Origin of the sequence: Kitasatospora sp. GAS1066B (genome assembly GCF_041262605.1) — a bacterium.
In the GTDB taxonomy this organism is placed as follows: Bacteria; Actinomycetota; Actinomycetes; order Streptomycetales; family Streptomycetaceae; genus Kitasatospora.
The window spans coordinates 15,650-38,645 of record NZ_JBGCCO010000043.1 but is presented as its reverse complement, the minus strand read 5'-3'; the positions used below and the strand labels follow the sequence as shown (position 1 = coordinate 38,645).

Here is a 22,996-nt window from a genome sequence, read left to right as displayed (position 1 = left end):
GGAGGTGACGGGGACTCAGTAGGTCAGGGCGGGGACGGACGCGTCCTCGGCCGGCGGCGGGGCCGGCTCCATGCGTGCGTAACGCGTCATCAGGATCGCCTCCACCACCGCCAGTGCGGCGTAGAGGAGGAAGAAGACCAGGATGCTGATCGCGACCGTGCTGGTGCTGATCGACGGGGAGACCCCGTTCCTGGTGAGCTGGAGGCCCTGCACGATCCACGGCTGCCGGCCGTTCTCGGTGAGCAGCCAGCCCGCGGTGTTCATCAGGAAGGGGAGCACGACCACCCAGACCGCGGCCCGCTGGAACCAGCGGGAGGTGCCGAGCGTGCCCCTGCGGACCAGCCACAGACCCCAGAGACCGACCAGGAGCACCACGACCGCGAGGTAGGCCATCACCCGCATCGACCAGTACTGGATGAAGATGTTCGGTACGTAGTCGCCCGGTCCGTACTGCTGCTGGTACTGGCTCTGGACCTGGTCGAGTCCGAGGACCTTTCCGTTCCAGTGGTTGGTGGCGAGGAGCGAGAGCAGGTGCGGCACGGCGACGATCTTCGTCGGCGTCTGGTCGTTCTTGCCGCCGCCGACCTGGATCAGCGAGAACGAGCAGGGCTGGCAGGTGGTCCACTGGGCTTCCGCACCCGCGATCTTCATCGGCTGGTACTTGCCCTCGGTCACGCCCAGCTCGCTGCCGACCAGCATCGCCAGCATGAGCGCCGGCACCAGCACGAAGAGCGCCAGCCGCGCCGACGCGCCGAACACCTCCGGGGTGCTCCCCTTGCGCAGTTGCCAGGCCGAGACGGCCAGCATGACGACCGCCCCGGTGACCAGCGAGGCCAGCAGGACGTGCAGATACCCGCGCAGGAAGACCGGGTTGGTGAACAGCGCCCAGACGTCGTTCAGTTGGGGACGCCCCGTGGCGGAGTTGATGGCGTAGCCGACCGGGCGCTGCATCCACGAGTTCGCCGCCATGATGAAAGCCGCCGACAGCGCCCCGCCCAGCGCCACCGCCCAGATCGTGGCCAGGTGCACGCGCTTGGGCAGCCGGTCCCAGCCGAACAGCCAGAGCCCGAGGAACGTCGACTCCAGGAAGAACGCGGCCAGCCCCTCCATCGCCAGCGGGGCGCCGAACACGTCCCCCACGGTGCGCGAGTAGCCCGACCAGTCCATGCCGAACTGGAACTCCTGCACCAGGCCCGTCACCACGCCGACCGCGATGTTGATCACCAGCAGGGTCCCGAAGAACCGGGTGAGCCGCAGGTGGTCCGCCCGACCGGAGCGGTGCCACGCGGTCTGCAGCAACGCGGTCAGAAACCCCAGGCCGATGGTCACCGGGACGAAGAGGAAGTGGTAGATCGACGTCATCGCGAACTGCAACCGGGCGAGGTCGAGCTGACTCATGCTGCTCCCGATCAGGATGACGTCGGGGGCCGTGCCGCCCCTCGGCCGCACTCAATCACGGGGCCTGCGGACATCGTCCGCAGGCGCTCCGCGATTGGGCCGGTCGGCCCATGCCCCAGACTCCCTGACGGACCGTCAGGGAGTCTGGGGCAGCCGCTCGTCGAAGGCCGGGCGCCGATTCACCTGCCGGTGGTGAGGACCATCCGGAAGCGGCCGCGCCGGACAGCATCTTCTCGAACGCCGCCGCCGCCTCTTCCAGCGGTGCCTCCTCGGTCCACGGGCGGATGCCGGTCTGGGCGGCGAAGCGCAGCGTCGCCTCGGTGTCCGTGGCGATGCCGGAGGCGTGGCCCTGGATCCTCCGGCTTCCCCCGATCAGCTGCAGGCCGCTGATCGGCAGCGGGTCGGTGGTGGCGCCCGCGATGATCAGCTCGCCGCGCCGGGCCAGCCCGTCGACGGTGGCGGCCATCGCGGCGCTGTTGGTGACCGTGGCGAGGACGACCTTCGCACCACCGAGCCGCTGCAGCGCCTTCGCGACATCCTCAGCGGTGCTGTCGATGTAGTGGGCGGCGCCCAGCTGGTGGGCGAGCGGCGCCTTGTCCGCGCCGCGCGCGATGGCCACCGTCACGAACCCCATCCGGGCCGCGAACTGCACACCGAGATGCCCCAGCCCGCCCAGGCCGAGGATCGCCACGACGTCCCCGGCGCGGGCCGAACTGCGGCGCAGCGCGTTGTACGTCGTGACACCGGCGCAGGCCAGCGGCGCCGCCTCGACAGCGGTCAGCCCGTCGGGGATCCGGGCCAGCGCGATGGCCGGGACCAGCACCTGGTCGGCGTACCCGCCGGGGTACGCGACCCCGGGAATCCGCACCTCGGGGCAGTTGATCCCGTCTCCCTCACGGCAGGCGTCGCAGTGCCCGCAGCTGCCGCCGTACCAGCCGACCGCGACCCGGTCGCCGACCGCCCAGCCCGTGACCCCCGCGCCGATCGACTCGATCCGCCCGGCGATCTCATGGCCGGTGGTCACCGGGAACGTGGTGCCGGGGAGGTAGCCGCCGGTGATCATCGCGTCGGAGTGGCAGATGCCGCACGCCTCGACGTCGACCCGGACCTGGCCCGGGCCCGGCGGCGGCGTGTCGACCTGGACCAGGGTAAAACCGGTGCCGGGCTCGGCTACCTGCATGGCGCGGGTGGTGGTGGAGGTCATGACGGAGGTCCTTCCGTGACGCGGGGAGCGGAGGTGGACTGGCGGTGGGGGCGGTGCTGACCGCCCCCACCACCAACTCTGGTCCGCCCGGCGTCCGCCTGCCACCGGCCGGGTGCCGCCGCCGCGCAGGAGACGCGTACCGCCAGCGTGTGCGAGTGGCCGACCGGCGATCGCGATCTACGGTGGGCGGGTGCGAGTCATTCCGTGGTGGGCTGTGCTGTCCTCCGTCTGCGCGCCCGCGGTCCTGATCGGCGGCTGGGTGTTGGCGGGCCTGCTGCGCGGACCCGGGTACGACCCGGCCGCCCAGACCATCAGCTCGCTGGAGGCGGACGGAGCCCCGTACCGCTGGCTGATCGTGGGCGGGCTCGCGGCGCTCGGGGTCTGCCACCTGGTCACGGCGCTCGGGCTGCGCCCCGCCGCGCTCCTCGGCCGCATCGCGCTGGCCGGCGGGGGAGTCTGCTCGATCCTGGTGGCGCTCTTCCCGCCACCGCTGAGCGGCGGGTCGCTGCGGCACGGGGTGGTGGTGGGGCTGGGCTTCGCGCTGCTCTCGGTCTGGCCCTGGCTGGCCGTAGGCCTCCGCTCCCAGCCGGGCGGCATCCGCCCATGGGCTCTCAGGCCCGTGCCGGCCCTGCTGGTGTCCGGGTCGATGCTGGCCGGAGCGGCCTGGTTCCTGATCGCGCTGCGCGGTCACGGCCCCGCCGGGGCGGTGGAACGGGTGTTGACCACCACTCAGTCGTGCTGGCCGTTCATCGTGGTGGTCTCCTGCGCCTACGGGGCCCCCGCCGGGGCGGTCGGGATGCGCTCAGGCGGGGGGAAGGAGTCGCTCGACCCCCGGCGACCGGGGCGGCGGTGAGCGTGGCGGTGGGCCCGGGCATCAGGCCAGGGACGCGAGCCACTCGGTCAGCAGCCGGTTGAGCTCGGCGGGGCGTTCCTGCTGGATCCAGTGGCCGCAGCCCTCGAGGAGGTGGGCGGCGCGCAGGCCTGGCAGGGTGGTGGGGAAGGCCGAGATCGCGTCGGCCAGCCAGGTGGTGGAGGCGTCCAGGCCGCCGCCGACGAAGAGAGCGGGCTGGGGGACGGGGGCGCCGGCGAAGTCGGCGAGGTCTGCCCAGTCCCGGTCCATGCTCCGGTAGCGGGCCAGGGCGCCGGTCATGCCGGTGCGCTCGAACTCCCCGGCGTAGACGTCGAGATCGTGCTCGGTGAGCCAGCTGGGCAGTCGGCCGGTGGGGAACCGGTCGCGCAGGGTCCGGCCCCGGCGGACGAAGTGCGGGGAGGGGGCGTCCGGTCCGGGCATGGTGTCGGCGGACAGGGCGGCGTAGAAGCCCGCGAGCCAACCGCGCACATCGGGTTCGATCTCGGCCTCGGCGCGGCCCGGCTGCTGGAAATAGGAGACGTAGAACTCCTCGTCGCCGCCCATCTGCGCGAAGACCTCGCTGGGCTTCGGTCCGCCCGGCGGGGCGTAGGGGACGCTGAGCAGCCCCACCGCGTGGAAGACGTCCGGCCTGAGCAGGGCGCAGTGGGCGGCGATGGTGGCGCCCCAGTCGTGGCCGATGATCACCGCGGACCGCTCACCCAGGGCGTGCACCACCGCGGCGTTGTCCTCGACCAGGTCGAGCATCCGGTAGGCGGCCGGGTCGGTCGGCTTGCTGGAGCGCCCGTAGCCGCGGACATCGATGGCGACCGCGCGGTACCCGGCGGCGGCCAGCGCAGGAAGCTGCCGCCGCCAGGAGTACCAGGACTCCGGGAACCCGTGCACGAGCAGGACCAGCGGCCCGGTGCCCTGCTCCACCAGGTGGATCCGCCCGGCGGGCGAGGCGACCAGCCGATGGGTGGCGGCGGTGGCCTGCTGCGAGCCTGTGGCCTGCTGTGACATGCGGTCCTCCTGGGTTCTCGACCTGCCGCGTGCCTGGGAGGGCACCGGCCGGGCCGCGTTCGGCGGCTCGCTGTCGATCATGCCGGGGACGGTCCGGGGCGACGGAGCTTTGTTGCCGTTTCGGCAAACCGGCCTGACCCCTACGTCGACAGCAGCAGCTCAGCGAGCTCCCGTGGACGGCTGAGCGCGACCAGGTGTCCGCCGGGCAGCTCCTCGAGGTCCAGTCCCAGCCGCTCGCGCACCACCCGGCGCTGGAACTCCAGCGGGAAGAAACGGTCCTCGCGGCCCTGGAGGAACCGGGTCGGGACCTCGGGCCACCGGGGCAGCGGCCAGGGCTCGGCGAAGAGCGCCGAGGGGGGCGGCGGGGGCGGCTGCGCCGCGAACGCCTGCTCCGTCAGCTCGCGCGGGACGTCGTGGAAGAAGTCGGCGCGCACGTCGAACGGTGCGTCAGGATCCCGGCCCGAGGCGGCGGCGTACGCGGCTCTGGCCTGCGGCTGGCCGGTGTTCTCCCACCACTGCCCGGCGCTCTCACCGCTCACCGGCACCATGGCGTTCACCAGCACCAGCTCGTCGACGGGCAGCCGCCCGCAGACCAGCGGCGCGGAGAAGCCGCCGAGCGACTGGGCGACCACGACGAGCCGCTGCTGCCCGGCGCGTTCGCCGACCGTGACCTGGACGGCCTCGCAGATCGCGTCGGCGAACTCGGCCAGGCCGGCCGAGTCCTCGTCGGGCAGGTCCATGGTGACCGTCTCGTGGCCCCTGGCGCGCAGTTCGGGCACGAGGCGGTGCCAGTACCAGGCGCGGCCGTCGGCACCCGGGACGAGGACGTGGATGGCCATGGTCAACCTCCTTCAGCGCCTGCCACCGTACTCGGCCGCACCGACATCGAGTGCCGGCCACGCCGCCGCGCCCCGCCTCGCCCCGTCTCACTCCGCCACAGCGCGCCAGACGAACCACGTCCCCGTGCCGTACCCGCTCTCCGCCGGGACCGTGGCGATCAGCTGGTACCCGCGCCCGGCCGTCAGATCCCCGTCGATCTGCCGGTCGAGGGCGGCGGTCGGTCCGTACCGGAGCACGATCAGGTCGAAGTAGCGGTCGGCGATCGCGGCCCGGTAGGCGGGCGCACCGCTGTAGTGCCGCCCCTGCTGGTCGGTGTACTCGAAGAAGTAGGTGCCCGACCACTGGTACGGCTGGACCAGGTCGCGCAGGTAGTACCGGGGCACCTCGGACTCCTCGGCCAGGTAGCGCCCGGTGGTCGGCCGGACCTGGGCGCGCAGCACCTGGACCAGTCCACTCGCGTCGGGCCACTGCCGGAACAGGTCCGCCGACTGCTGGATGCCGAGGCCCGCCACCGCCAGGCAGGCGGCCAGCGCCAGGCCCAGCCGGCGCGGGTCGCGCAGCCGGGAGCCGAGCAGCCGGGAGAGCGCGTAGCCGGCCATCGGCGCGGCGAAGAAGAGCCCGTACCCGACGTGCTTGTGCAGCGAGGTGAGGGTGTGCAGGTGGATCTGGTAGGCCGGGGCGAGCAGGGCGGTGCCGGTGAGCAGCAGGCCCAGCGCGAGCCGGCCCGGGCGGCCGCCGCCGTGCGCGCCGGTCCGGGTGCGGTGCCGGGCCAGCAGCACGGTGCCGACGATGGCCGGCAGGAACACCGCGCCGCCGTACTCGACCGAGAAGCGCACCAGCAGGCCGGTGGGATCGGTGCCGGCCTGCCGTGCGGTGGTGGTGCTCCGTACCCCGGCCACGAACGCCCGGCCGGCCAGGCCGATCAGGCCGTACCCGCAGCCCGCCGCGGCGGCGACCACGATCGCGCCGCGCAGCAGGCCGTGCCGGCGGCCGCGGTCGGGGACGGCGGCCAGCACGGCCAGCGCGATCACGGTGGGCAGGTAGAGCAGCGCGGCGTACTTGGTGAACGCGGCCAGCACCAGCGGCGGGGCGACCAGGGCGGCGCTGAGCGCGGGCAGGCTCGCCGTGCGCACCGCCGTCCAGGAGGCCAGCGCGAGCAGGAAGAGCGCCATCGCGTCGTAGGTGGCCAGGTGCCCCAGGAAGAGGGTCGGGCCGGTCACCGCGAAGACGGCGGCGGCCAGCAGCGCGGCCTGCCGGCCGAACAGCCGCCGGGTCAGCGCGTGCAGCAGGCCGGTGGTGGCCAGCATGAAGAGCAGGCTGACGGCCCGGGCCGCGGCGAGCCCGCCCAGCTGGTCGGCGAGCGCGCCCAGCACCGGATAGAGGAACGGGGCGCCGGAGAAGTAGGCCGAGTAGTTGTCGAAGGTCGGGGTGTGGTGCAGGAGTTGGGCGATCTCCCGATGGCCGGCGTAGAGGTAGAGCGACTCGTCCTGGAAGGCGCTGTTGCCCAGGCGCAGGCTGAGTGCGGCCTGCAGCATCAGCAGGCCGAAGAGCGGGATGCGGGTGCGCACGGGAGCCCAGCCGGGACCGGTCCAGGGGCGGGCGAGCGCGCTGCGGAGTCCGCCCACAGGCCCCGAACGGTGGGCCTGGGCAGGGATGGTGACGGTCACTCAGGATCCTCCGGCGATGGTGCGCAGCAGCCGGCCGGCGGCTTCGGTGGTCAGCGGGTCCGCGCTCAGCGACCAGCGCCGGGCGAGCTGTGAGGTGGGGTCGAGTTCGGGACCGGTCTCCTGGTAGACCACGCCGGCCACGTCCCGGCGGGTGGCCACGGCGGCGCCGAGCCCGTCCAGCCAGGCGGCCCGCTGCTCGGGCGGGCCCGCCACGCTGACGTCGACCAGCAGCGGCTTGCCCGGGTGCGCCGCGGCGGCGCCGGCCAGCGCGGCCGCCGGGTCGGCCCAGGCCGTCCCCGGGTACTCGAAGAGGGTCACCGCGACCGCGTCGACGGCCGGCGCCGGCGGGGTGTAGGGCTCGTCGTGGGCCGGGTCGGCCGGGCCCCAGACCCAGCCGACGTTGCGCGCCCCCGCGTCGTGGAAGATCCGCTGGATCCGGCTCCAGGCGGGCCGCACGTCCTGCGGGATGCCGCCGCGGGCGACCGCCGAGCTGGCGGCGTAGTTGCGGTCCGCCTCCGGCAGCACGGTGAGGTAGACGGGCTTGCCGTACTCGGCGATCCCCCGGGCCCAGCGCCGCAGCGCCACGTCGTCGACGCCGTTGGCCACGGCGGTCAGCGAGGAGTCGAGGTCCGGCTGCCCGTGGCGTGAGAGCACCAGCGTCAGCCAGGGCACGCCGCCGGCGGAGCTGACCGAGCCGGCCCATCCGCTGTCGAACTGCGCGTCGATCTCGTCGGTCCGCCCGCGCAGGCCCAGGCCGACTCCCAACATCCCTGACACGGTGATGGCCTGACGATCGGTCACCGAGCCGATACCGACCCGGGGATGCCCGGGAACGGCGGTCGGCGGGAGCCAGGCCGGGGCGCCGGAGCCGCCCGCCGTGGGCACCAGAGTGGCTGCCGCGACCACGGCGAGCACGCCGGCCAGCAGGCCGCCGGGCAGCAACCGCCGGGCCCGGGACGGCAGGCGAGGCGTGCGGCCGCGCGAGGACGGCCCCTCGCCGCGCACCACCCGCACCGCCGGCAGCGCGGCGGCCGGGCGGGCGGCGGCCCGCACGTCCTGGCGGACCAGCGACAGGTGCGCCACGATCAGCACGCACAGGTACGCCAGCCAGAACGCGGCCAGGTAGTAGGCCGGTTGGCGGTGCAGCGTGACGGCCAGCACCAGCGCGAGGCCGCAGGCCGCCAGCGACAGCAGGTGCCAGCGGGCGGTGCGCCAGGCCGAGCCGGCGGTGCGCCGCTTGGGCGTGATGGTGAACCGCCCGCGGTTGCCGGTCAGCGTCATCCAGGCGGCCCGGAGCAGCGCCGGGAACGAGCCGAACCCGACCACGATGCTGCGCCAACTGGTGGTCCGCCAGGCGGCGTGCGCGAACGCCACGGTGGCCAGCAGGTAGTACGGCGCGAAGTGCGCGAGGAACGCGCCGAGGGTCGCGCCGCGCACCCCGGTCGCCCCGGTGAGCAGGTAGAGCACGGGGGCGAGCAGGAAGACCAGGTCCCGCACCCCCGACAGGTAGTGGGTGACCGCCAGGCCGTACTGCAGGCGCTGCTGGGCGCGCAGGCCGCCGCGCCGGGGCAGCAGCAGGTCGCGCCAGTGGCCGCGCAGCACCGACAGCGTGCCGCGGGCCCAGCGCTCCTGCTGCTTGAGGTAGGAGTCGAGGTCCACCGGGCCCAGGCCCACGGCGAGCACCTCGGGCAGGTAGACGCTGCGCCAGCGCGGCGCCAGCCGGATCGAGGCGGCGAAGTCCTCGGTGACCGAGTCGGTCGGCAGGCCGCCGATCTCGTCCAGGGCGGCGGCCCGCAGCACCACGTTGGTGCCGCAGATGAACGCCGAGTCGTGCAGGGCCTTGCCGGGGCAGAGCAGCCGGTAGAAGAGGGACTGCTGGTCGTCGGCCCAACGGGCCACCGGATTCTCCCGGTTGCCGTAGAACTGGCCCGACTGCACCCAGCCGACCCGGGCGTCCGCCAGCGGGGCCAGCGTGCGCAGGAAGAACTCCTCGCGCGGGATCTGGTCGGCATCGAAGACCACCAGCAGCGCATCCCCGGTGGCGCCCAGCAGTTGGCGGGCGTGCTCGATGTTGCCGGCCTTGGCGCCGCCGCCCGTGGTGCGGGTCACGCAGACCACGCCGAGCCGCTCGCAGAGCGCGATGACCGCCTCGCTGCAGGCGGCGCCGGCCACGCCGCCGTCGTTGCAGACCACCACCGTGATGGTGGCGTGCGGGTGTTCGGCGAGATAGCGGTCGCGGGCGGCCAGGATGCCGGCCAGCGTCTCGCCGACGATCTCGGTGCCTTCGTCCACCGTCGGCACGAAGACGAAGATCGGCTGGCGGCAGGGGAGTTGGTCCAGCCGGGCCGGTTCGGGGCGGCGCGGCCAGATGGTGACGTGCAGGCCCACGGTGTGGACGGCGGCGTGCAGTTCGGCGAGGAACAGTGGCAGGCCGATCCACCAGCCGGACCAGGAGAGGACCGACAGCCGCCAGGAGAGGTAGTCGACAGCGCTCACGTAGACGGCCAGCGCAAGCGCTATCAGCCGCAGGTTGCGGCCGTGCCAGCCGCCGACCCAGGCCAGGCAGACGCCGAGCAACAGGGTGGCCAGCGGCAGCAGCGGCCCCGGCTGGTACCACGCGATGCCCGCACCGCCGCCGGCCAGTGCGACGCGCCCGCCCCAGAGCGCCAGCCGACCCGGCTCGCGGTAGGCGGTGGGCGGGTGGGTGGTCTCGTACGAGCCGAGTTCGCTCGCGCTGCGCGCGGGCGGTGTGTCCAGGATCGAGGTCACCGCGCGCGTCCCTCGCTCCCACGGCGGCGCCCGGGCGCCGCCGAGCGCTCCTCCTGAACGGCGCACCGGTGCGCCCTGACGGTCCGACCTGATCCGGCCTGCGCCCGCGCGGCGCGTGGCCGCCCTGCTGGTGCTGTCCGCACAGCTGCCCCCTTCGAAAGCCCCCCAGGGCCCTCGTGACGTTCCGTTGCCCCCGTGCACCATGGTGCTACCTGATGGGGCGTCATGTGCATGTAAATCTGAATGTCACATCGAATTAACGCTCAGGCCTGATAGCTCACCGTCGGGCTGCTCACCACGTGGTTGTCGCACAACCCGCCCGCGCCGCCCGTGAAGGCGACCAGCACCATGGGCGGCAACGTGACGGCGGCGTCCATGATCTGGGCGCCGTCGAGCGAGACCACCAGGTGCCCGGCGGGGGTGACCCGCACGTCCACGGTGTGGCTCGCGCCGCGCAGCGCGCCGATCGCGGTGGTGGACCGCAGCGTCGTCAGCGCCGTGGAGGCCGCAGCGGTGCTGCCGATCGAGGCGAAGTTGTAGGAGTCCACGCCGCCGCCGGGATAGGTCTGGAAGCCGACGTAGGTCGCGGGCAGCCCGCCGACGCCCAGCGAACCGCCCGTCGCCCCGAGCGAGTTGGCACCGGCCCCGGCCGGGTCGAGCAGCGCCAGGGTCAGCCCGTCCGCGCCGGTGCTGCCGGCGCCGCCGAGCTGCTCGGTGAAGGTGGCGTGCAGCCCGGCCGAGGGCACCGGAGTGCTGTCGACCACCGAGCCGGCCGCGAACTTCTGCCCGTCCGCGGTGAGCGTGGCCACCGTGCCGGCCGTGGTCGCCGTGCCGTTGGCCTGCCAGCTCGGGTCGGTGAAGGCCGGCAGGGTGTGGGTGAGCGGCTGGCCGGCGGTGATCGAGACGGCTCTGACGAGGTGGTTGTCGTCGCTGCCGCCGTTGGCCGCGGTGAAGCCGACCAGCACGTTGGGCGGCAACTGGACGGCGGTGTCCAGCACTTGGGCGCCGTCCAGCTGGACCACCAGGTGGCCGGCCTGCGTGTAGTCGACCGTGACCGCGTGCGGGGTGGCGCGCAGCGAGGGCACGGCGGTGTCGGTCGCCGTGTAGCCCAGGTCGCCGGTGGCGCCGGCCGTCGAGCCCGCGATCCCGACGAAGTTGCCCGAGTTCGCCTGGCCGCTCCAGGAGGTGACCAGGTCGACCGAGACGCCGGGCAGCCCGGCGAAGCCGAGCCCGCCGCCCGCGCTGCCCAGCGCGCTCGCCGAGCCGGCCACCGGGTCGAGCAGCGCGAAGGTCAGCCCGTCCGCGCCGCTGCCACCGTCGAGTTCGGCGGTGAAGCCGGCGTGCAGCCCGGCGGAGGGCACGGCGACGGGGTAGAACGAGGAGCCGGCGCCGTAGCCGCCGCCCGCCCTGGTGAGCAGCAGATCGGTGCCGCTCAGCGCGGCCGAGCCGTTGCGCACCCAGGCGGCGTCGGTGGTCGCCGGCAGCACCTGGCCGGCCGGCGCCACCGCGCCGCCGGTGCCGGTCAGCGGCACGGTGGTGGTCCCGCCGCTGGTGGTCACGGCGAGCGAGCCGGTCTGCGTGCCGGGCGCCGCCGGAGCGAAGCCGACCGGGATCTGGATGCTGGCGCCGGCCGGCACGCTGGTCCCGGTGGCCGGCAGGGTGGCGCTGAACGGCACGCCGGGCGCGGTGACGGCCGTGACGGCGGCCGGCGCGCTGCCGCTGTTGGTGAGCTGGAGCGTCAGGTCGGCGGTGTTCCCGGTGGGCACGGTCCCGAAGTCCAGCGACCCGGCCGCCGCCTTGAGCGCGGGGCCGGCCGGTGCGGTGCCGGTGCTGATGGTGACGTTGCTGATCGCGTGCGCGTCCGCGCTCGCACCGGTGCCGCTGGTGAAGCCGGCGTACGCGGTGGCGGGCAGCGCCGGGGTGCTGTCCAGGTAGGCGGTGCCGTCCACGCTGACCGTCAGATGCCCGCCGGTGACCGCGACGGCCACCTGGTGGGTGCCGGTGCGCAGCGAGGCGGGCAGCGGGGCGGTGGCGAGGTAGTGGAGGTTGTCGGCGCCGCTGTTGGGGCCGACGGCGATCCCGACGAAGTTGCCCGAGCCGGCCTGCCCGTTCCAGGAGGTGACCAGGTCGACCGAGACGCCGGGCAACCCGGAGAAGCCCAGGCCGCCGCCGGTCACGCCGAGTCCGGCCGAGCTCGCCTTGCTCGCGTCGAGCAGGCTGAAGGTCAGGCCGTCACCGCCGGTGCCGGGGCCGAGCTGCGCGGTGAAGCCCGCCTTGAGGCCGTCGGTGGGCAGCGGGTCGACGAAGAACGCGGAGCCCGCCGACTGGTTGGTCGGCCCGTTCAGCTGGATGGCGCCGCCGCCGGGCAGCGTGGCGGTGCCGTTGGCGCTCCACCGGCCGGCGGCCGGCGCCGGGAGCGTGCCGGTGCCGGTGCCGGTCAGCTGCTCCAGCATGGCGCCCTGCCCGGCGTCCCCGGTCACCTCGTAGGCCGCGTTCTGGACGCCCGGCACGTTCGGGGTGAAGGTCACCGACTGGTGGACCACCTGGTCGGGACCGATCACCAGGCCCTCGGCGAGCGGGGTGGCGCTGGTGAAGTCGGAGTTCGGCGCCTTCGCCTTGGTGACGGTCACCGGCACGTTCCCGGTGTTGGTGATGTCGAAGCTCGCGGTCGCGGAGCCGCCCACCGCGACGTTGCCGAAGGAGAGCGAGGGCGGGCTGAAGGTCAGGTGCCCCTGCCCGGCGGTGGCGGTGCCGCTGATCGGGACGGTCAGGGTGCCCGAGGTGCTGGTGACCGTCAGCGCGCCCGTGTCGGTGCCGGCGGCGGTGGGTGCGTACGTCACCGAGGCGACGAACGAACTGCCGGGCGCCACCGCCGTCCCGGCCGCGGGCACGCCGGTGACGGTGAACGGCGCGGCCGGCAGCGTGGCGGCGCCGATCGTCTCGGCGGCCGTGCCGGTGTTGGTCACCTGGACGTTGACGGTGGCGTTGGTCCCGCTGGGCTGGTCGGTGAAGGCCGCCGCGCCGGGGAAGGCGGCCAGCCCCGGCTTGGTGCCGACGCCGTGCAGGCTGAGCAGGAAGCTGCCGGCGGTGGTGGTGACGGTCAGCTGGCCGCTCAGCGCGCCGGCGGCGGTGGGCGCGAAGGAGACCGGCAGCGCGAGCTGCTGACCTGCCGTCAGGGCGAGCGGCAGCGTGGTCGGCGCGGTGACGCCGAACGGCGACCCGGCGGTGATCCCGGTCACCGTCACGGCGCTGCTCGCCGTCAGGGTGGCGGTGCCGCTCGCGGTGCCGCCCACGGCGGTGTTGCCGAAGTCGACCGGCTGCCCGTTGAGCGAGGTCTGCGCCGGACGGCCGAAGGCGAGCAGCCGGCCGTCCCGGGTGCCGACGTAGATCCGGTTGCCGTCGGTGGCCGGGGTGGTGAACTTGACCGCCGTGCCGATCGGCGCCGACCAGACCAGCTGCAGGGTGCCGTTGGCGTCCGGGACCGGGTTGTAGGCGCGCAGCGTCGCGTTGTCGCCGCTGGGCCCGCTCGACCAGACCGCCCAGACGAGCGCGCTGCCCGAGGTGGTGCCGTCCGAAGTCACCACCGGCGAGCCGCTGGTGTACGGGAAGGTGTCCTTGCTGGTCCCGGTGAGCGACAGCGCGGGCGTGCCGGCGCCGGTCACCCCGGCCTTGAGCGCGCGCAGCGGCCCGCCGTTGCCGACCAGGTACACGTAGCCGCCGTCGCCGCCCCAGACCGCCGGGTGCCCCCACTGCCCCTGGTACGGGCCGGTGACACCGACCACCGCGTCGGTGCCGCCCGGGCCCTGCGAGCGGCCCCCGAGGTTGTCGCGGTCGAGCAGGAAGACCCGCCCGTCCTTGCCCTGCTGGACCAGCAGGTGCGGGTGCGCGGGCGTGCCGAAGCTGTCCGGCAGTGCCATCGGCCCGCCGGACGCCATGTCGGTGTCGTTCTGGTCGAGGGTCGGCGCGTTCGCCGGGCTGAAGAAGTCGGCGGTGGACAGGCTCTGGTCGCTGTTCACCTGGAGCCGGACCACCGACTCGGAGAGCGTGCCCGGCGGGGTGCCGCCGGGCGGGGTCAGGCCGGGCCCCGGCGGCGGGTTGATGCCGTTCCCGGTGGCCAGGAAGATCCGCCCCGGCCCGTCCGAGACCAGCCCGCCGCCGGACAGCCAGATGCCGCCGCCGTCGTTGCTCGAGCCGACCTCGCTGGCCCACATCGAGGAGACCGCCGCCTTGCCGGTGCTCACCCCCACCACGTAGCCCCGGTACGGGCCGAAGTCGCAGTGCGAGCCGAACGCCGCGTACACCACGCCACCGAGCAGCAGCAGGCCCGGACGCTGCATCTGGCGGTACGGGTCGAACGCCCCGCTCGGGTCGTTGCTCGGCGCACCGGCGATGGTGACCGGCCAGCCGGGCCGTTCGGCTCCCGTGGTCGGGTCGAGCGCGTGCAGGTACCAGTGCGGGTGCTGCACGTCCGGGCCGTCGTTCACCTTGGTGGTGAGGTAGACGGCGTTGGTCGCCGGGTCGTAGACCGGCGTCGAGGTGGAGCCGACGTTCGGCGCCAGGTCACCGCAGTTGATCGCCGAGGAGGGCCAGGTCGGGCCGAGATCGCGGCTCCACTTGACGGTGCCGTTCACCGGGTCGAGCCCGTACACCTTGTCCGTCTCGGTGTTCGCGATGACCGTCCCGTGGACGGAGAGCGGTTGGGCGTAGACCTGCCCGTCCAGCTGGGTGGCGAAGAGCTGCCCGAAGTCCGAGGACTGCACCGAACTCGGACCCAGCCCGGGCTCGTTGGGATCCCAGCCGGTGCGCAGCGAGTCCGTCGACGCCGTCGTGACATCGGCGCCGGCGCGGCCACCCGTCAACCCGAGCAACGCCACCGCCAGCGCGACGACCAGCAGCACCGCCAGTCGACGCGACGCCAGGCCCCTTCGGGCACGCAGAACGGTCCCCACCAGCCCCCACCCCCTGCAACACACCATGAACACAGGTGAGGTGGCGGGTTACCACCTCACGAACGGTCAGATTATCGGTCTGGTCGGGTAGTCATGGCGGTTATGCGGATTCTGTCCGCACGCGATCGTCACAACCGGTTCGCCCAGGAAAGCCGCGTTCATGAAGTGACGTGGTGGAACGCCTCTCCGACATCTTGACGCTTTGACAAGTACAGGAGTTGAATGAACGTCAGCTCAGCACGCGATGGGATGATTCCAGTAGCTCCGCACCGCGGGACCGGCTCCCACCTCGTCCGCCGGGCCCGCGCCCCCCTTCTGTCGGGAGCCGCAGATGACCCGTGACCTTCCGCGCCGGCACTCCGCCCGGCGCGTTCACTTCTTCACCCGACTCGCCCGACCCGGCCGATCGGCCCGATCCGGTCGCCGGTTCGCGCTGCCGGCGATCCTGGCCCTGCTCCTCGCGCTGATGACCCACGCGCCGGCCGCCACCGCCACGACCGTCCCCGGGCCGCCCGCGGGATGGACGACGGTGTTCAGCGACGACTTCTCGGGCTCGGCCGGATCGCCACCGTCCGGGGCCAACTGGATCTACGACACCGGCCCGGGCTCGAACTTCGGCACCGGTGAGATCGAGACCATGACCAACTCGACCGCCAACGTCTCGCTCGACGGCAACGGCCACCTGAACATCACCGCCCTGAACAACGGCGGCAACTGGACCTCGGGCCGGATCCAGACGCCGAGCGCGAACGTCGGCGCGCCGGCCGGCGGCAAGCTGGAGGTCACGGCGTCGATCATGCAGCCCAACCCGGGCAGCGGGCTGGGCTACTGGCCGGCGTTCTGGATGCTGGGCCCGGGCCAGTGGCCCGAGAACGGTGAGGTCGACATCATGGAGGACGTCAACGCCCTCTCCGACGTCGCCGGCACCATCCACTGCGGTACGTATCCGGGCGGCCCCTGCAACGAGGGCAACGGCATCGGCAGCGGCCTGAAGGCCTGCCCGGGCTGCCAGAGCGGCTACCACACCTACACGGTGATCCTGGACCGCACCAACACCGCCGCCGAGTCGATCACCTGGTACCTCGACGGCAACCAGTACTTCAGCGTGACGGAGGGTCAGGTCGGTACGGCCACCTGGCAGCAGGCCTTCGACCACAACCTCTCGATCATCTTCGACCTGGCCATCGGGGGCGGCTTCCCCAACGGCGTCTGCGGCTGCACCACGCCCAACGGCTCGACCAGTTCGGGCGCGACGATGAGCGTCGGGTACGTCGCGGCCTACACCACCACCGGTGGCGGCAGCGGTGGTGGCGGTTCGGCGATCACCGGCTACGGCGGCCTGTGCCTGGACGACCGCTCGGCCTCCACCGCCAACTACAACCCGGTGCAGGTCTACACCTGCAACAGCAGCGCCGCCCAGCAGTGGACGGTGGTCCAGGCCGGCAGCACCCTGCACGTGCTGGGCAAGTGCCTGGACGTGAACGGGGGCGGTACCGCGAACGGTACCGCGGTGGACCTCTACGACTGCAACAACACCGGCTCGCAGGTCTGGATACCGCAGTCCAACGGGTCGTTGTACAACCCGCAGTCCAACAGGTGCCTGGACGACACCGGATGGTCCACCACGCCGGGCACCCAGGTACAGATCTGGGACTGCACGGGCGGCGCCAACCAGGTGTGGCACCTGCCCTCCTGAGGCGCTGGGCGGGCCGCCGGGGGGAGCCCCCTGGCGGCCCGCCCGTCGAACCACCGCTACCGGCTGGGGAAGCCGGCGGTACGCCGGCCGACTCGGATTGACAGCAACATTGACGGAGAGTCACCAAGCTTGTTGGATCGTGCGGGGCGAGGTCCCCGGGCGGCCGCCGGTGATTCTGATGTGCTGACGATCTGAGGAGATGTTCATGGCAGGGTCTGTTCGCCGGGAGCGCGTGACCTTCCCGAGCGCGGGTGCGGAGTTGGTGGGCGACCTCTACCACCCCGTACCGGCCGGCGGGGTCGAGGTGCGGGGCCCGGGCGTGGTGGTGGCGGGTTCGTGGACCACCGTGAAGGAGCAGACGGCCGGCTTATACGCGCGGTGTCTGGCGGAGCGGGGGGTGCGCGCCTTGGCGTTCGATTTCACGGGTTTCGGGGGCTCCGGCTCCGGCGGAGGGCCCCGGGATGCGGAGCTCCCGGCGCGCAAGGTGGCGGATCTGGCGGCGGCGGTGCGCTTCCTGTGCGGCCACCGCCTGGTGGACCCGGGGCAGGTGGCGTTGCTGGGAGTGGGTGCGGGCGGCGGCTACGCGGCGGTGGCGGCGGCGAGCGATCCGCTGGTCGGCGCGCTGGCCCTGGTGGTGCCCTGGTGGCACGACGCGGGGCCGGCGGAGGCGGTCCAAGGCAGCCCCGACGTGGTCCGCGAGCGGCTGGCGGCGGCGGCCGCGGCTCGGGACGAGTACGTGACGACCGGTCAGGTGCGCTACGTCCCGGCGGTCAGCGAGACGGATCCCGCCGCGGCGATGTACGGGCCGTTCGACTACTACCTGGATCCCGCTCGTGGCGCGGTGCCCGAGTGGTCGAACCGCTTCGCGGTGCTGGCCTGGGCGGACTTGCTGGCCTTCGACCCGATCGCGCACGCGGGGCGGATCGGCGCGCCCACCCTGGTGGTGCAGGGCGAGGACGTGCCGCTGCCCGAGGGCGTGCGGCGGTTCCACGGCGAGCTGCGGTCGGGCGGCGAGCTGCTGTGGCTGAAGGGCACCCGGTTCGACTTCTACGACGGCCGGGCTCAGGTGGAGGCCGCGGTCACGGCCGGCGTCGAGCACTTCCGGCGGGCCTTCGCCACCGGCTGAGCTGCGTCCTGGCGACTGCCTCTGTGACTTGATCCATGACTTGGAGTCATCTGCGCCATGTGCCGCTCGGGCCGTTGTGCTCGTTCAGGGGCGCCTCGACGGTCGGGATCTCTCGGCCGTCCCCGGCCTCGGCGAAATCCGGCGCGGCGTACGAAGTACCCTTGCCGCGTGACGATGCACAGGACCATCGGCGTGAGCGTCGAAGCGATGATCGAGGATCTCAGGACACTCGTCGAGATCGAGTCTCCGTCCCGCGATCTCGACGCCTTGACGGTATCGGCGAAGGCTGTCGCCGCCGTCATCGAGCGCCGCCTGGGCGGGCAGGCCGTCCTCGTCGAGAGCGAGGCCGGCCCGCACGTCCACTGGTCGGCCGGCGGCGCCCCCAGAGTGCTGATCCTCGGTCACCACGACACGGTGTTCCCGCTCGGTACCGTTCGACGCCGCCCGTTCAAGGTCGAGGACGGGCACGCCACCGGCCCCGGGGTCTTCGACATGCTCGGCGGCTTGGTGCAGGCCGTCCACGGCCTGGCGACGCTCGACGACCGGTCGGGCGTCGAGATCCTGGTGACCGCCGACGAAGAGGTCGGCTCCCGCTCCTCTCGCGCTCTGATCGAAGAACGGGCGCTTGCCTGCGGCGCCGTCCTCGTGTTCGAGGGCGCGGCGGACGGCGGAGCCCTGAAGACCGGCCGTAAAGGCTGCGGCACGTTCCAAGTCTCCATCACCGGAAGGGCGTCGCACGCCGGTCTCGAGCCCGCGGCCGGCGTCAACGCCCTGATCGAAGCGGCTCACCAGATACTGGAGATCGCAGCGCTCGGCCGCCCCGAGATCGGCACCACCGTCACCCCGACCGTCGCCTCCGCGGGAACCCTGGACAACGTCGTGCCCGCAGCCGCGACCATCCTCGTCGACGTCCGGGTCGAGTCGGCCGACGAGAAGGAACGCATCGAATCCGCGTTCGCGGCGCTGGCCCCGCACCTCGACGAGGCGGAGATCGCGGTCCAGGGAGCTGTCGGCCGACCCCCGATGCCCGAGTCGGCATCGGCTGAACTCTTCGCGCTCGCGAAGCGGTTGCTGCCGGGCCTCGAAGGCAAGGCAGTCGGCGGCGGCAGCGACGGCAACTTCACGGCCGCCCTGGGGGTGCCGACACTCGACGGCCTGGGCGCGGTCGGCGGTGGTGCGCACGCCGACCACGAGTACCTGGTGATCGAGGCGATGGCGGAGCGGGCGAACCTGGTCGCGGGACTGGTGAACGCGATTCGGAACCCGTAGGGGGACGCGGGCGTCCGCGACCGGTGCGCGCGCTCAGGCGGTGCCGAGCGGGTTGAGGAGGGTGAAGTGCCAGCCGCCGTCGGCGCCTTGGCGGGCGATGTTGGCGGTGGTGCCGGTCGGGGCGATCCGTTCGCCGTCGGGGCCGTCGATCTCCATGGTCCAGTCGGTGACCAGGAGGGCGGTTTCCGCGCCGACGAGCGTGTGCCGCGAAACGTTCGTCAGCTTGCCGTGGGCAGCAACGGTTCCGCCGATCTCCGCACGCAGCGCCTCGGCGCCGGTGAGGTGCTCGCCGGTCACCGTGCGCATGCCGGCGCCTGGGGCGAACAGGGCCAGCACGCCGTCGACGTCGCCGGCGTTCAGGGCGTCCTGGAACAGGATCGGCAGCTTCGCGGGGTCGGTGATGACAGGGGACATGGTGAAGGGTCCTTACTTCACGAAGGGGTGGTGGTGACGGCTCGTCGGCGCGGTGCCCGGTGTGGCCGCTCGCCGTTCGGCCGTGATTCCACGATGCCCCCGCGGCCGCCGTCCGGACGAGGTAGAGTCGGGACTCGAGATGGTCGAAAGTGGACAGCACGATGTCATCGACATCGCCTACGACAATCCCGACCGGTTGCACACCGGCGTCGAGGTGCTGACCTTCGATGCGCTGAAGCTGCGCCTGAAGGGCTCGGTGGCCCGCCGGCCGAGCCGGCTCGACTTCCACCAGCTCATGCTGGTGCGCGGCGGCGAGGGCACCGCGATGGTCGATTTCGTCACGTACCCGTGCGCCCGCGGCACGCTGCTGCACCTGCGGCCCGGTCAGGTGCAGCGCCTGCCGTACGGCACGGACGGCCGCCCCGCGGACCTCGATGCCGTCCTGCTGCTGTTCACCGCCGACTTCCCGCCGCCGCTGCCCGCCACAAGCGAGGTGCTCGACGGATTCGGCCCGGTCGCCTGGCCTCTCCCGCCGGACGAGTTCGCCACGTTCGATCGCGCCGTGACGGAGCTGGAAGCGGAATACCGGACGGTTCACACGACACCGCCCGCCGACACCGACGTCGAGCTCACCGCAGCGCTGCTGCGCCAGCTCCTCGGCGCCCTGCTCATCCGCCTGGCGCGCCTCGCGGACCCGGCCGGACGCCCCGGCCCCGCCGCGCCCGGCGCCGAGGTGTACCTCGCCTTCCGGCGTGAGCTGGAAGGTTCCTTCGCCACCACCCGTTCCGTCGAGGAGTACGCCGCGCGGCTCGGCTACTCCCCGCGAACCCTGACCCGCGCGTGCCTGGCCGCCACCGGCCGCAGCGCCAAGCAACTCGCCGACGCCCGCGTCGCCCTGCAGGCGCAGCGGCTGCTCGCCCACACCGACCTGCCCGTGGCCGCGATCGGCCGCGCGCTCGGCTTCACCGAGGCCACCAACTTCGGCAAGTTCTTCGCCCGCGAGACCGGCCGCGCCCCGGGCGAGTTCCGCCGCGCTCAACGGTGAGAGGGCCAGAGCCTCTCTTACGGATCTTGCCGGGCGCGCGACGCCGGCTATTCGCCCCGGGGGAAGTCGGCGGCGCGGCTGACGTCGGCCCACCGTTCGGCTTCGGCGGCGCGGCTCGCGGAGGAGGCGGCGGCCATCTCGACGGCTCCGGCACCGAGCAGCAGGCGCAGCGGCGGTTCTTCGAGGTCGGTGATGTCGGTGATGATCTTGGCGGCGCGGGCGGGGTCGCCCGGCCAGGTGGCGGCGGTCTCCTCGCGGTAGCGGTTCATCGCGCCGACGGTCTGGTCGTAGTGCGGGCTTACGGGCAGTGCGGTCATGGACGCGCCGCCCCAGTCGGTGCGGAAGCCGCCGGGCTCGATGATGGTGACCTTGATGCCCAGCGGCTTGACCTCGGCGTTGAGGACCTCCGAGAAGCCTTCGACGGCGAACTTCGCGGTCTGGTAGGCGCCCAGGCCCGGCGATCCGCCCACCCGCCCGCCGATGGAGGAGAACTGGAGGAAGTGGCCGGAGCCCTGCTCGCGCAGCACGGGAAGGGCGGCCTTGGTGACGTTGACGACGCCGAACAGGTTCGTCTCGATCTGGGCCCGGAAGTCCTCCTCCGGGATGTCCTCGATCGGGGCGGTGTTGGCGTAGCCGGCGTTGTTGACGACGACGTCGAGCCGGCCGAACGCGTCCACGGCCGCCTGGACGGCGGCCCGTGCGGCAGCCGGGTCGGTGACGTCGAGGGCGATGGTGCGGACCCGGTCGCCGTGGCGGTCGGCGAGGTCCTTGAGCTGTTCGGGGCGGCGGGCGGTGGCCACGACGTGGTCGCCGTTGGCGAGGACGTGGTGGGCGAGCGCCCGGCCGAAGCCGCGGGAGCTGCCGGTGATGAGCCAGGTCTTGGTCATGAGGTGTCTCCACTTCCTGATAACTAAACGTTCATTTACAAAGTGCACCTGCCCGCGATCGCTGTCAAATAAACAGTTGTTTACCTATGCTGGGACCATGCCCCAGCACCAGCCCGCCACCCGGATCCGAGATGCCGAGGCCACCAAGGCCCGCCTGCTGCAGGCCGCGACGGAGGAGTTCGCGGCCCGCGGCATCGCCGGTGCCCGGGTGGACCGGATAGGCGCCGCAGCGAAGGCGAACAAGGCCCTGATCTACACGCACTTCGGCAACAAGGAGCAGCTGTTCGACGCCGTCATGGACGCACACGTCACCCGCGTCCTCGACGAGGTACCGTTCACGCCCGAGGACCTGCCGGGCTACGCGGGACGCCTGTTCGACTTCCTGCTCGCCAACCCCCACCAACTGCGGCTGGCCACCTGGAACCGCCTCGAACGCGCGGGCACCGGTCACGAGCCGCCGGAGCTGAGCGCCTCCATGCGACGCAAGGCGGACGCGATCACCCGGGCGCAGGCCGACGGCCTGCTGACCCCGGCCTTCACACCCGAGGACCTGCTCGTCTTCACCCTCGCCCTCACCAATGCCTGGATGCCCACCAGCCCCGTGGCCGGCAGCGAGCACGGAGTCGAGCAGGCCCACCGCCACCGCACCGCGGTGGTCGAAGCGGTCCGGCGCCTCACCGCCGACGGCCCTGCGACAGCAAACCCCTGAGGCACGGGCGCCCGCCGCGGCTGCCGCGCGTGCGGCCGGCTCTGCCAGGATGGGCGTCCCGGACAGGATGGGCGTCCCGTACCTCGGGCGACGCGAAAGGCCAAGGCGTGGTGGAGCTCGACCCGAAGAGACTGCTGATCCTGCGCCAGATCGCCGAGGCCGGCAGCGTCGCGGCCGCCTCGCGCGCGCTCGGCCACACCCCCTCCGCGGTCTCCCAGCAACTGAGCCGGCTGGAACGGGAGGTCGGCGTCCCGCTGGTGGACCGCGCCGGCGGACGGGCCGAACTGACCGCCACCGGACGCCTGCTGGCCGGCTACGGCGAGCGGATCGGCCAGGCGCTCCAGGACGCCGCCCGCGACCTGCGCGCACTCGGCGGCATCGCCACCGGCCCGGTCGCCATCGGCGTGCCGCCGCCCGCCATCACCTTCTTCGCCACCAGCGTCGTCCACCTGCTGGCCGGCTCCCACCCGGACCTGACCCCGCGCCTGGTGGAGAGTGGCCGGGAGGAGGGGCTGCGCGCGTTGCGCCTGGGCGAGCTGGACGTGCTGGTCATCGAGGACGACAAGCAGGAGCCCACCCCGCTGCCGGCCGGCGTCGAAGCGAGCGTCATGTTCGAGGACGCCTACCGCCTGGTCGTCCCGGCCGACTGGCCCACACCCACCGACGCCGGCCAGTTGTCCGCCCGCCCCTGGATCAGCGCCCCGGCCGGCTCACCTCGGCAGCTGGCCTTCCAACGCCTGGCCGCCCAGCACGACATCGTGCCCTCGTTGGAGCACCAGGCCCGCTACCGCTTCGCCGTCTACACCATGCTCGCCGCCCGCCTGGGCGCAGCGATCCTGCCCGCGAACGCCGCCGCCCTGATCGCCCCGGGCGCCGGCACCGTCACCACGCTGCCGGTGCCCGGCGCCTACCTGGTGCGCCTGCTGCGCCGCACCGGCCCGTGGGGGCCGGCGCCGGCGGTGCGGGCGGCGGCCGAGGCGCTGCAGAACGCGCTGTTGATGGCGGGCGAGCGGCTGGCGGCCCAGGGCCTGACCGACGGCGAGCCGCGCGTGAACGCCCACCTGGTCGACCCCAGCGAGCAGACCTCGCCCGAGCAGCCGGGCCCGCCCGCCACGATGCCGTAAGTGTTGCTGAACGCCGGGGGTGAGCGCCG

15 protein-coding genes and 1 pseudogene are annotated in these 22,996 nt (G+C 73.2%); 7 read left to right on the top strand and 9 right to left on the bottom strand.

Annotated elements, in window-relative coordinates; all coding sequences use genetic code 11:
• Positions 1 to 15: 15 nt before the first annotated feature.
• Entirely contained in the window at positions 16 to 1,398 is a 1,383-nt protein-coding gene (locus tag ABH937_RS33895; RefSeq protein WP_280694262.1) for a cytochrome ubiquinol oxidase subunit I, read from the bottom strand.
• 179 nt (positions 1,399 to 1,577) lie between these two features.
• Positions 1,578 to 2,602 (bottom strand): annotated as a pseudogene (locus ABH937_RS33890) (alcohol dehydrogenase catalytic domain-containing protein).
• 190 nt (positions 2,603 to 2,792) lie between these two features.
• Between ABH937_RS33890 and ABH937_RS33885 the strand changes: the two are divergent.
• On the top strand, positions 2,793 to 3,455 hold the full coding sequence (locus ABH937_RS33885) for a DUF998 domain-containing protein (protein ID WP_280694260.1): 663 nt from the start codon (positions 2,793 to 2,795) through the stop codon (positions 3,453 to 3,455).
• Positions 3,456 to 3,476: 21 nt separating this feature from the next.
• Here ABH937_RS33885 and ABH937_RS33880 read toward each other — a convergent pair whose 3' ends face one another.
• The 5 genes from ABH937_RS33880 to ABH937_RS33860 all read right to left on the bottom strand — a co-directional run bounded on the left by ABH937_RS33880 (position 3,477) and on the right by ABH937_RS33860 (position 14,697).
• Positions 3,477 to 4,472, bottom strand: a complete 996-nt coding sequence (locus ABH937_RS33880) for an alpha/beta hydrolase (RefSeq protein WP_280694259.1) — start codon at positions 4,470 to 4,472, stop codon at positions 3,477 to 3,479.
• A 140-nt stretch (positions 4,473 to 4,612) separates the two neighbouring features.
• A complete protein-coding gene (locus ABH937_RS33875) occupies positions 4,613 to 5,311 on the bottom strand; it encodes an alpha/beta hydrolase (RefSeq protein WP_280694258.1) in 699 nt (232 codons plus the stop codon).
• Positions 5,312 to 5,398: 87 nt separating this feature from the next.
• Positions 5,399 to 6,979 (bottom strand): glycosyltransferase family 39 protein, encoded by a 1,581-nt coding sequence (locus tag ABH937_RS33870; RefSeq protein ID WP_370220452.1) that lies wholly within the window; start codon positions 6,977 to 6,979, stop codon positions 5,399 to 5,401.
• A complete protein-coding gene (locus tag ABH937_RS33865) occupies positions 6,980 to 9,748 on the bottom strand; it encodes a glycosyltransferase family 2 protein (protein WP_370220451.1) in 2,769 nt (922 codons plus the stop codon).
• A 263-nt stretch (positions 9,749 to 10,011) separates the two neighbouring features.
• Complete coding sequence (locus ABH937_RS33860; protein ID WP_370220450.1) at positions 10,012 to 14,697, bottom strand: choice-of-anchor D domain-containing protein; 4,686 nt, start codon at positions 14,695 to 14,697, stop codon at positions 10,012 to 10,014.
• 331 nt (positions 14,698 to 15,028) lie between these two features.
• Between ABH937_RS33860 and ABH937_RS33855 the strand changes: the two genes are divergently transcribed.
• The 3 genes from ABH937_RS33855 to ABH937_RS33845 all read left to right on the top strand — a co-directional run bounded on the left by ABH937_RS33855 (position 15,029) and on the right by ABH937_RS33845 (position 18,788).
• A complete protein-coding gene (locus ABH937_RS33855) occupies positions 15,029 to 16,393 on the top strand; it encodes a ricin-type beta-trefoil lectin domain protein (protein WP_280694251.1) in 1,365 nt (454 codons plus the stop codon).
• Between the two features lie 205 nt (positions 16,394 to 16,598).
• Complete coding sequence (locus tag ABH937_RS33850; RefSeq protein WP_280694250.1) at positions 16,599 to 17,519, top strand: alpha/beta fold hydrolase; 921 nt, start codon at positions 16,599 to 16,601, stop codon at positions 17,517 to 17,519.
• 174 nt (positions 17,520 to 17,693) lie between these two features.
• Positions 17,694 to 18,788, top strand: a complete 1,095-nt coding sequence (locus tag ABH937_RS33845; protein WP_280694288.1) for a M20 family metallopeptidase — start codon at positions 17,694 to 17,696, stop codon at positions 18,786 to 18,788.
• Positions 18,789 to 18,821: 33 nt separating this feature from the next.
• On the opposite strand, the gene ABH937_RS33840 is transcribed toward ABH937_RS33845, so the two are convergent.
• Complete coding sequence (locus tag ABH937_RS33840; RefSeq protein ID WP_280694249.1) at positions 18,822 to 19,202, bottom strand: nuclear transport factor 2 family protein; 381 nt, start codon at positions 19,200 to 19,202, stop codon at positions 18,822 to 18,824.
• Between the two features lie 139 nt (positions 19,203 to 19,341).
• On the opposite strand from ABH937_RS33840, the gene ABH937_RS33835 reads away from it, so the two are divergent.
• Positions 19,342 to 20,247, top strand: a complete 906-nt coding sequence (locus tag ABH937_RS33835) for an AraC family transcriptional regulator (protein WP_280694248.1) — start codon at positions 19,342 to 19,344, stop codon at positions 20,245 to 20,247.
• A 47-nt stretch (positions 20,248 to 20,294) separates the two neighbouring features.
• Here the strand turns inward: ABH937_RS33835 and ABH937_RS33830 are convergent, their stop codons facing one another.
• Positions 20,295 to 21,134, bottom strand: coding sequence for an oxidoreductase (locus ABH937_RS33830; RefSeq protein ID WP_280694247.1), 840 nt, complete (start codon positions 21,132 to 21,134; stop codon positions 20,295 to 20,297).
• 97 nt (positions 21,135 to 21,231) lie between these two features.
• Between ABH937_RS33830 and ABH937_RS33825 the strand changes: the two genes are divergently transcribed.
• Both ABH937_RS33825 and ABH937_RS33820 read left to right on the top strand, forming a co-directional pair.
• The gene (locus tag ABH937_RS33825) at positions 21,232 to 21,843 is read left to right on the top strand and encodes a TetR family transcriptional regulator (protein WP_280694246.1); all 612 of its coding nucleotides are present in this window, start codon (positions 21,232 to 21,234) and stop codon (positions 21,841 to 21,843) included.
• 107 nt (positions 21,844 to 21,950) lie between these two features.
• Complete coding sequence (locus tag ABH937_RS33820) at positions 21,951 to 22,967, top strand: LysR family transcriptional regulator (RefSeq protein WP_280694245.1); 1,017 nt, start codon at positions 21,951 to 21,953, stop codon at positions 22,965 to 22,967.
• The last annotated feature ends 29 nt before the right edge of the window (positions 22,968 to 22,996 follow it).

Excerpts from the sequence above, each read along its gene's own strand:
- ABH937_RS33895 (WP_280694262.1), bottom strand. The coding sequence starts at position 1,398 with ATGAGTCAGCTCGACCTCGCCCGGTTGCAGTTCGCGATGACGTCGATC.
- ABH937_RS33880 (WP_280694259.1), bottom strand. The coding sequence starts at position 4,472 with ATGTCACAGCAGGCCACAGGCTCGCAGCAGGCCACCGCCGCCACCCAT.
- ABH937_RS33875 (WP_280694258.1), bottom strand. The coding sequence starts at position 5,311 with ATGGCCATCCACGTCCTCGTCCCGGGTGCCGACGGCCGCGCCTGGTAC.
- ABH937_RS33855 (WP_280694251.1), top strand. The coding sequence starts at position 15,029 with ATGACCCGTGACCTTCCGCGCCGGCACTCCGCCCGGCGCGTTCACTTC.
- ABH937_RS33850 (WP_280694250.1), top strand. The coding sequence starts at position 16,599 with ATGGCAGGGTCTGTTCGCCGGGAGCGCGTGACCTTCCCGAGCGCGGGT.
- ABH937_RS33845 (WP_280694288.1), top strand. The coding sequence starts at position 17,694 with ATGCACAGGACCATCGGCGTGAGCGTCGAAGCGATGATCGAGGATCTC.
- ABH937_RS33840 (WP_280694249.1), bottom strand. The coding sequence starts at position 19,202 with ATGTCCCCTGTCATCACCGACCCCGCGAAGCTGCCGATCCTGTTCCAG.
- ABH937_RS33835 (WP_280694248.1), top strand. The coding sequence starts at position 19,342 with ATGGTCGAAAGTGGACAGCACGATGTCATCGACATCGCCTACGACAAT.
- ABH937_RS33830 (WP_280694247.1), bottom strand. The coding sequence starts at position 21,134 with ATGACCAAGACCTGGCTCATCACCGGCAGCTCCCGCGGCTTCGGCCGG.
- ABH937_RS33825 (WP_280694246.1), top strand. The coding sequence starts at position 21,232 with ATGCCCCAGCACCAGCCCGCCACCCGGATCCGAGATGCCGAGGCCACC.